The organism is Streptomyces fuscigenes (assembly GCF_021556455.1).
Classification (GTDB): domain Bacteria; phylum Actinomycetota; class Actinomycetes; order Streptomycetales; family Streptomycetaceae; genus Streptomyces; species Streptomyces fuscigenes.
The window spans coordinates 1-7,910 of the sequence record NZ_JAKGCV010000261.1 but is presented as its reverse complement, the minus strand read 5'-3'; the positions used below and the strand labels follow the sequence as shown (position 1 = coordinate 7,910).

The 7,910-nt window shown below is 73.9% G+C and carries 5 protein-coding genes; 3 read left to right on the top strand and 2 right to left on the bottom strand.

Translation table 11 applies throughout. The features are described from left to right. The first annotated feature begins 152 nt into the window (after positions 1-152). The 3 genes from L1885_RS19335 to L1885_RS19325 all read left to right on the top strand — a co-directional run bounded on the left by L1885_RS19335 (position 153) and on the right by L1885_RS19325 (position 5,961). Positions 153-1,133 carry a sugar phosphate isomerase/epimerase family protein gene (locus tag L1885_RS19335; RefSeq protein WP_235798414.1) on the top strand — a complete coding sequence of 327 codons (981 nt, stop codon included), beginning with the start codon at positions 153-155 and terminating at the stop codon, positions 1,131-1,133. Between the two features lie 46 nt (positions 1,134-1,179). Continuing rightward, complete coding sequence (locus L1885_RS19330) at positions 1,180-4,524, top strand: PQQ-dependent sugar dehydrogenase (RefSeq protein ID WP_235798413.1); 3,345 nt, start codon at positions 1,180-1,182, stop codon at positions 4,522-4,524. Positions 4,525-4,794: 270 nt separating this feature from the next. Further along, entirely contained in the window at positions 4,795-5,961 is a 1,167-nt protein-coding gene (locus L1885_RS19325) for an ROK family transcriptional regulator (RefSeq protein ID WP_235798412.1), read from the top strand. Positions 5,962-6,027: 66 nt separating this feature from the next. Here the strand turns inward: L1885_RS19325 and L1885_RS19320 are convergent, their stop codons facing one another. Then, positions 6,028-6,990: an endonuclease/exonuclease/phosphatase family protein gene (locus L1885_RS19320; protein ID WP_268984263.1), complete on the bottom strand. Its 963-nt coding sequence runs from the start codon at positions 6,988-6,990 to the stop codon at positions 6,028-6,030. Positions 6,991-6,998: 8 nt separating this feature from the next. Next, a partial coding sequence (locus tag L1885_RS19315; RefSeq protein WP_235798410.1) for a D-alanyl-D-alanine carboxypeptidase family protein occupies positions 6,999-7,910 on the bottom strand: 912 nt, incomplete at its 5' end.

Sequence of the window (7,910 nt, the reverse complement as noted above, 5' to 3'; positions counted from 1 at the left end):
GGTCCGGCCGCCCCCGCCGGCCGGCGGGCGGACCGCGACGGGCCGCCGCACACACCGAGCGCCGGGCGCGCTCCGCAGCGCGCGAGCACCGCACCGGTGTACCGCACCGCCCGTACCGTGCCGATCCACCCGCCTCATCACCAGGAGTGACCGTGGGCCATCTGCAGAAGTCCTTCGACCGCAGGGCGTTCCTGCGCGCCACCGCGGGAGCCACCGTCGCCGTCTCCGCCGCGTCCGTCGTCGGGGCCGGCACCGCGGCCGCGGCGCCCGCCGCCGCGGCCCCGTCCCGGCTGCCCATCCCGAAGAACCGCATCTCCATCCAGCTCTACAGCGTCCGCGACAAGGTGACCTCGCTCGGGTTCGCCGTCGTACTGCCGGAACTCGCCAGAATGGGCTACAACGAGGTCGAGTTCGCCGGATACACCCAGAACACCTCGATCCTCGGCCGGCAGATCACACCGCAGGAGATCCGCCGGATCCTCGACGACAACGGGCTGCGCGCCACCGGCAGCCACGTCGGCATCGGCAACCTCGCGAACAACCTCCAGGGCGAGCTGGACACGGCGCAGATCCTCGGCATGCCGCACGTCGGCACGGCCAACGCGCCGTCCGGCACCAACACCGTCGCCGCCTACCAGGCCGCTGCGGAGGACTTCAACGAGTGGGGACGCGCGGCCACCGCCCGCGGCCTGAAGCTCTACCAGCACAACCACTCGGGCGAGTTCGCCTTCGCCACCGACCAGCCCTCGGTGCGCCTGTACGACGTGTTCCTGCGCAACACGGACCCGCGCCACGTGTACCTGGAGATGGACGTCTACTGGGCGTTCGTCGGCCAGTACCGCTACCCGGGCTTCGAGCCCGCCGCCTACGTGCGCGACCAGCCCTACCGCTATCCGCTGTTCCACCTGAAGGACGGGGTCTCCAACCCCTCCACCGGCGACGGCTACAGCATGGTCGAGTTCGGCGCCGGCGACCTGCCCTACGAGCGGTTCGTCCGCGACATCGGCGCGCGCGACAGCCACATCGGCATCTACGAGCAGGACAACGCGGTCAACACCCTGCCCAACCCGCCCGGTTCGTTCGGCGCGGCAGAGCGCAGCCTCGGCGGCATCAAGCACCTGCTGGGCGCCTGAGCCACCGGATCCGACCCCCGGCACGCGACCAAGGAGAGGCACCACCGTGCACCGAACCCTGAGACGCCTGATCACCGGGGTCGTGCTGGCGGCGCTGCCCGTGCTGGGCGGGGCGAGTCTCGCCCCGCTCGCACAGGCGGCGCCCGCCGCACCGACACCCCTGCACGCGCCCGCCCACGAGGAGGACGAAGCGGCCGACCCCGCCCTCGACTGGGGCAACTACGAGAAGGCCACCCTCACCAAGGAGACCGGCGAGCCCATCGACCTCGCGGTGCTCCCCGACACCCGCGTGCTGCACACCGCGCGCAACGGCGACCTGCGGATGACGGACCCCGGCACCGGCGTGACGAAGATCGTCAACCACATCGACGTGTACCAGAATTCGGAGATGGGCCTCCAGACCGTCACCCTGGACCCCGGCTTCGCGACGAACCACTGGGTCTACCTCTACTACTCGCCGCCGCTCACCACACCGGCCGGCGCGGCCCCCGAGACGCTGCCCGCCGGCCAGGACGACTCCTACTGGAAGCGCTGGGAGGGCTACGACAGCCTCTTCCGCTACAAGTGGACCGGCGACAAGCTCGACCTGACCACCGGCCAGGAGATCATCCGCGTCGACACCAACCGCGGCCAGTGCTGCCACGTGGCGGGGGACGTCGACTTCGACGCGCAGGGCAACCTGTACCTGTCCACCGGCGGCAACACGCCGGCCTCCGGGCCCAACGTCAACGGCTACAACCCCATCAACGACGCCCCGGGCTACAACCCCGGCCTCGACGAGCGCCGCGGCTCGGGCAACACCAACGACCTGCGCGGCAAGATCCTGCGCATCCACGTCGAGGACGACGGGAGCTACACCGTCCCCGACGGCAACCTCTTCCCGCCCGGCACCGCGAAGACCCGCCCCGAGATCTACGTGATGGGCCTGCGCAACCCCTACCGGCTCAGCGTCGACAAGAAGACCGGCGCGGTGTCGTGGGGCGACTACGGCCCCGACGCGGGCAACGCCGACCCGAACCGCGGCCCGATGGGCTACGTGGAGTGGAACACCACCAGCAAGCCCCTCAACAGCGGCTGGCCGTTCTGCACGGGCGACAACACCCACCCGTACCGCGACTTCGACTTCGCGACCCTCACCCCCGGCCCCGCGTTCGACTGCGCCGCCCCGGTCAACGACTCGCGCTGGAACACCGGCCTGCGCGACCTGCCGCCCGCACACCCCGCGACCCTCTGGTACGGCGACAAGGACACCGACCAGCCGTGGCCCGAACTGACCGCGTTCCGCGGCCCCGGCGGCCCCGGCGGCCAGGCCCCGATGGGCGGCCCGGTCTACCACTACGACGCCGACAACCCCTCCTCCGGGAAGTTCCCGGCGTACTGGGACGGCAAGGCGTTCCTGGGCGAGTTCTCCCAGGACTACGTGGCCGCCCTCACGCTCGACGGCCCCGACGGCCCCGTCAGCAAGCTCGAGAACGTGCTGCCCAACAGCGAGCGCTCCGAGAACGGCATCCCGCCGTGGGACAACCCGATGGACCTGGAGTTCGGCCCCGACGGCGCCCTCTACGTCCTCGACTACGGCGACGGCTTCTTCCGGCAGAACCCCGACGCGGGTCTCTACCGCATCGAGTACGCGGAGGGCAACAAGGCGCCCACCGCGGTCATCTCGGCCCAGCCGTCGTCCGGGCAGGCGCCGCTGAGCGTGCACTTCGACGCGAGCGCCTCCAGCGACCCCGAGGGCTCCGCCCTCACCTACCAGTGGGACCTCGACGGTGACGGGACCTTCGACGCCACCGGCCCCGAGGCCACCCGCACCTACACCGCCGACGGGCAGTTCCAGGCCCGCCTCAAGGTGACCGACCCGCAGGGCAAGACGGGCCTCACCAGCCACCAGATCACGGTCGGCAACACCGCGCCCACCGTGAAGATCACCGATCCGCCCGACGGCGGCTTCTTCAACTGGGGCGACACCGTCGCGTACGGCACCGACATCGACGACCCGGAGGACGGCACCGCCGTCGACTGCACCAAGGCGGCCTGGACGTTCGGGCTCGGCCACAACCAGCACGGCCACCCCGTCGACAGCGGCACCGGCTGCTCCGGCGCCGTCCGGACACCCACCGACGCGGGACACGGCGACACCGAGAACGTCTTCGGCGTCTTCGGCGTCACCTACACCGACAAGGGAGCGGGCAGCGTGCCCCCGGCCTCCGGGGACGCGCAGGTCATCCTGAACCCGGCGCTCATGCAGGCCGAGCACTACGACGCGTCCCAGGGCGTCACCGTCACCGACGACACCACGGCGTCGGGCCTGCGCCGGCTCACGTCCTTCGAGCCCGGTGACTGGATCGCCTACGACCCGGTCTCGTTCTCCGGCATCACCGGCGTGCGCACCAGGGCGACCGGCGCGGGCACCCTCGCGCTGCGCTGGAACGCACCGGACGCCGCCCCCTTCGCCACCGTCGACGTGCCGGCGGGCGACGGCTGGCAGACCGTCGACACTCCGCTCACCGGGGCGCCCTCGGGCAGCGGCAAGCTCTACATCACCTCCGGCGGCGGTGTGGAACCCGACTCCTTCACCTTCCAGGGCGCGGGAGTCGCCGACCGTACGCCGCCCACCGCCACCGCCACGCTCGACCCGGCGCAGCCGACGGGCACCGGTGGCTGGTACACGGGCGACGTCAAGCTCACCGTCGCCGCCAAGGACAACGGCAGCGTCAAGAGCCGGGAGTACTCCACCGACGGCGGGACCACGTGGAAGGCGGCCAACTCCGTCGTCACACTGTCCCAGGAGGGCGTGACGACCGTCCGCTACCGGGCCACCGACACCGCGGGCAACGTCTCCGCCGTCGGCTCGGCGACCGTGCGGATCGACCGCAGCGGCCCGGCCGTGACCGTCGGAGGCGTGGACGCGGGCGCCGACCTCGGCGACTCCACCGCGATCACACCGACCGTCGGGGCCACCGACACCGTCTCCGGCGGCGCCACCGCCACGGCCACCCTGGACGGCGCGGCCCTCACCCCGGGCAGGGCCCTCGCGTTGTGGCGACTGCCCCTCGGCGGCCACGACCTGAAGGCCACCGCCAAGGACGCGGCGGGCAACACCACCACGAAGACCGTGCACTTCACCACGCACACCTCCTTCGCGGAACTGACCGCACTGGTCACCCGCCTCCACACCGACGGGCTGGTCACCGACCAGGGCCTGCAACGGCTGACCGTACGGATCGGCCAGGCGGCCGACCACGCGCAGGCGGGCCGCACCGGCCAGGCGGCCGCCGTCCTCGACGCCGTGCGCGGCCTCGCGGCGCAGAGCTCCCTCGTTCCCGACGCGGCGGCCCGCGACGCGCTCGCCCGGGACGCCACCGCCGTGAAGGGAGGGCTGACCGGCTGACACCGCGGCCGGCCGGCAGGGGCAGGACCCACCAGGGCCCTGCCCCTGCCGCGCGGGCGGACACCGGCGCCGGACGACTCGCCGACCGGACACCGGTGCCGGACACACTCCCGCACCGGAGGGCCGCAGTCCCGAGTCCCATCGGACGGAAAAGATCGTTCCTCCCTCGTGGAAAAACCGCAGAGCCCGGCGGGGCACCGGTCTACCGTTGCCGCGACGCGGACCCCGCCCGCCGGGACCTCCCGCCGGCGACACCGAGGATGTGAGCCCGTGAGCATTCCCCACCGGGTACTGAGCCTGCTGCGTGACAACGGCCCGCTCTCCCGGGCCGAATTGCCCGACCGGCTGGAGGTGCCGAGGCCGCGGCTGCTGGCCGAACTGGACCGCATGGTCGCGGCGGGACGCGTCCTCGAGGCCGGACCCGCGGCCTCCCGGGGCGGACGCCGCTCCACCCTCGTCCGCCTCGACCCCGGCCTGCGCTTCGCCGCCGTCGACCTCGGTGCGAGCTCCGTCGAGATGGAGATCACGGACGGCTCGCTGACGACCGTCGCGGCCCTGTCCGAGGAGATGGACCTCCTCGCAGGCCCCGTCGCCGTCCTCGACCGCATCGGCGAACTGCTGCGGACACTGCGGGACAAGGGCCACTACGAGCGGCTCGACGCGCTCGGCATCGGACTGCCCGGGCCGGTCAGCTTCCGGGAGGGCGTCCCGGTGTCGCCCCCGATCATGGCGGGCTGGAACCGCTTCCCGGTGCGCGACACCCTCGCCCGGGCGCACGGCTGCCCGGTCGTCGTCGACAACGACGTCAACGTGATGGCCATCGGGGAGAAGTACGCCGGCGCCGCGCGCACGGTGGACCACCTGCTGTTCGTCAAGATAGGCAGCGGCATCGGCTCCGGCGTGCAGGTGCACGGCCGCATCTACCGGGGCGCCGAGGGGTGCGCCGGGGACATCGGCCACGTCCAGGTCGACGCCGGGGGCCCGGTGTGCGCGTGCGGCAACTCCGGTTGCCTGGAGGCGTACTTCGGCGGGGCCGCACTCGCCAGGGACGCGACGGCCGCGGCCCTGGCCGGCCGCTCCGAGCAACTCGCCGTGCGGCTGCGGGAACAGGGGGCCCTGACCGCCCTGGACGTGGGCGCCTGCGCGGCGGCCGGCGACGCGGCCAGCGTCGGGCTGATCCGCGAGGGCGGACGCCGGGTCGGCCAGGTCCTCGCCACCGTGGTGAGCTTCATGAACCCGTCCATGATCGTGATAGGCGGCGGCCTGGCCGGCCTCGGCCACGTCCTGCTCGCCGAGATCCGCAGCGTCGTCTACAAGCGCTCGCTGCCGCTTGCCACCGGCAACCTCCCCATCGTCATGTCGGCACTCGGCCCCCGCGCCGGTGTGGTCGGCGCGGCGCTGCTGGCGAGCGACGCCTGCTACGGGGCGGGGGAGTGAGAGGGGGGCACCGCGCAAACGGCACGGCAGCGGTCACCGGCATCCCGCCGCGGGCCGCGGCCGCGCTCACCACCGCAGCCGCGCCGCGACCGGCAGGTGGTCGCTGCCGGTGCGGGGAAGCGTCCAGGACGCGAGCGGCCTGACGCCCCGCACCAGGACCTGGTCGATGCGCGCCACCGGGAAGCGGGCCGGCCAGGTGAAGCCGAAGCCGTCGCCCGCCACGTCCTGGGCCGAGCGCAGGCCCGGGACGAGCACGGGGGCCAGCGCCCTGTCGCCGAGCGTCCCGTTGAAGTCGCCCATCACCAGCAGGCGTTGCCCGCCGCGGGGCAGCGCGGCAGCCAGCAGCCGGGCGGAGTCGTCCCGGCGGCCCGTGGTGAACCCGGCGTCCGGTGCGACCCGGACCGACGCGAGGTGCGCGACGAAGACGGTCAGGTCCCCTCGGGGCGTGGCCACGGTGGCCCGCAGGGCGCGCGTCCAGGGCATGATCGCCACGGGCCGCGCCCCGGTCAGCGGATACCTGCTCCACAGGCCGACGGTGCCCTCGACGCGGTGGTGGCGGTAGGCGGCGTCCAGCATCCGTTCGTAGGTGCCGGTGGCCGGACCGCCCAGCTCCTCCAGCCCGACCACGTCCGCGCCGGAGGCGGCGAGGGCCCGGGCGGTGCCCGCGGGATCGCGGTTGGCCTCGTCCACGTTGTGGCTGACCACCGTGAGGTCCCCGCCCGCCACCCGCTTGTCCGCGAGGGTGCCGCCGTACAGCGACAGCCAGACGAGGCCCGGGAACAGCAGCGCCAGCAGGGCCGCCGGTGCCCGCCGGGCGAACGCCGGCGCGAGCAGCACGGGAACGGCGAGCCCCACCCACGGCAGCAGTGTCTCCAGCAGGCTGCCCAGGTGCCCGGGGCCCTCGGGCAGCACACCGTGCAGGAGCAGCAGCGAGCCGGCCAGGACCGCCGCGGCCGTGGTGGCCGCCCCGCGCCGCCACGGTCCCCGGGCGGCCGCCGGCGGAGCCGTCGTCGTGCCGGGGGCCTCCAGGACGGCGCTCACCGCGAGCCCGCCGCGATCGTGGCATCGCGGTGTGCCCCTGGCGCCGCGCCGCGGTGGCCGCCCCCAGCGCCGAGGGCGGCCGCCGGTTCGCCGTCGTCGCCCGCGCCGAGCGCCGTGCGCAGGGCCGCCAGCAGCGTCCTGGTGCCGTCCAGCGCGGCGGCGAGCCCCTGCACGGGGTTCGTCCCCGCGTGCTGGTGCAGCACCACACCCAGCACGAGCCGGTCCCGGCCGCCGACGCGCAGGTGTGCCGCCCACATCAGGGCGCCGCCCGCCGGTGTGCTCGATCCCGTCTTGATCCCCACGACACCGTCCGTGCCGAGGAGTGTGTCGGTGTTGGCCACGGTGCCGCCGTCGGGCAGCTCGACGCTGCGCAGCGCCACGACGGAACGGAAGACGGCGTCTTTCATCACCGCCCGCGCGAGGAGGAGTTGGTCCTTGGCGGTGCTGCGCGTGGTGGCCTCGATCCCGCTCGCCCCCGTGTAGGTGGTGTGGTGCATGCCGAGAGCCTTCGCGGCGGCGTTCATCCGCACCACGAAGGAGCGTTCGGACCCCGCGTCCCACCGGGCCAGCAGACGTGCGATGTTGTTGCCGGAAGGGACCAGCATCAGCTCCAGCAGGCGCCGTTCGGACAGGCGCTGCCCGGGGTCGACGCGCACGCTCGACTCGTCCGCCGTGCCCGCCTCGTACGACGCGGTGCGGTCCACGGTGACGGCAGGACCGCTCGCGCCGCCCCGCAGCGGATGGTCCGCGAGCACCACGCGGGCCGTCATGACCTTCGCCACGCTCGCGAGGGGAACCGGTACGCCGGCACCCGGGGTCGCGGCCCCGCCGAGCCCCGCCACCGCCAGCGCGGCCTGGCCGCCCGGCGGCAGCGAGCGCAGCGCCGCGGCCATCGCCGCGGCGGCGCC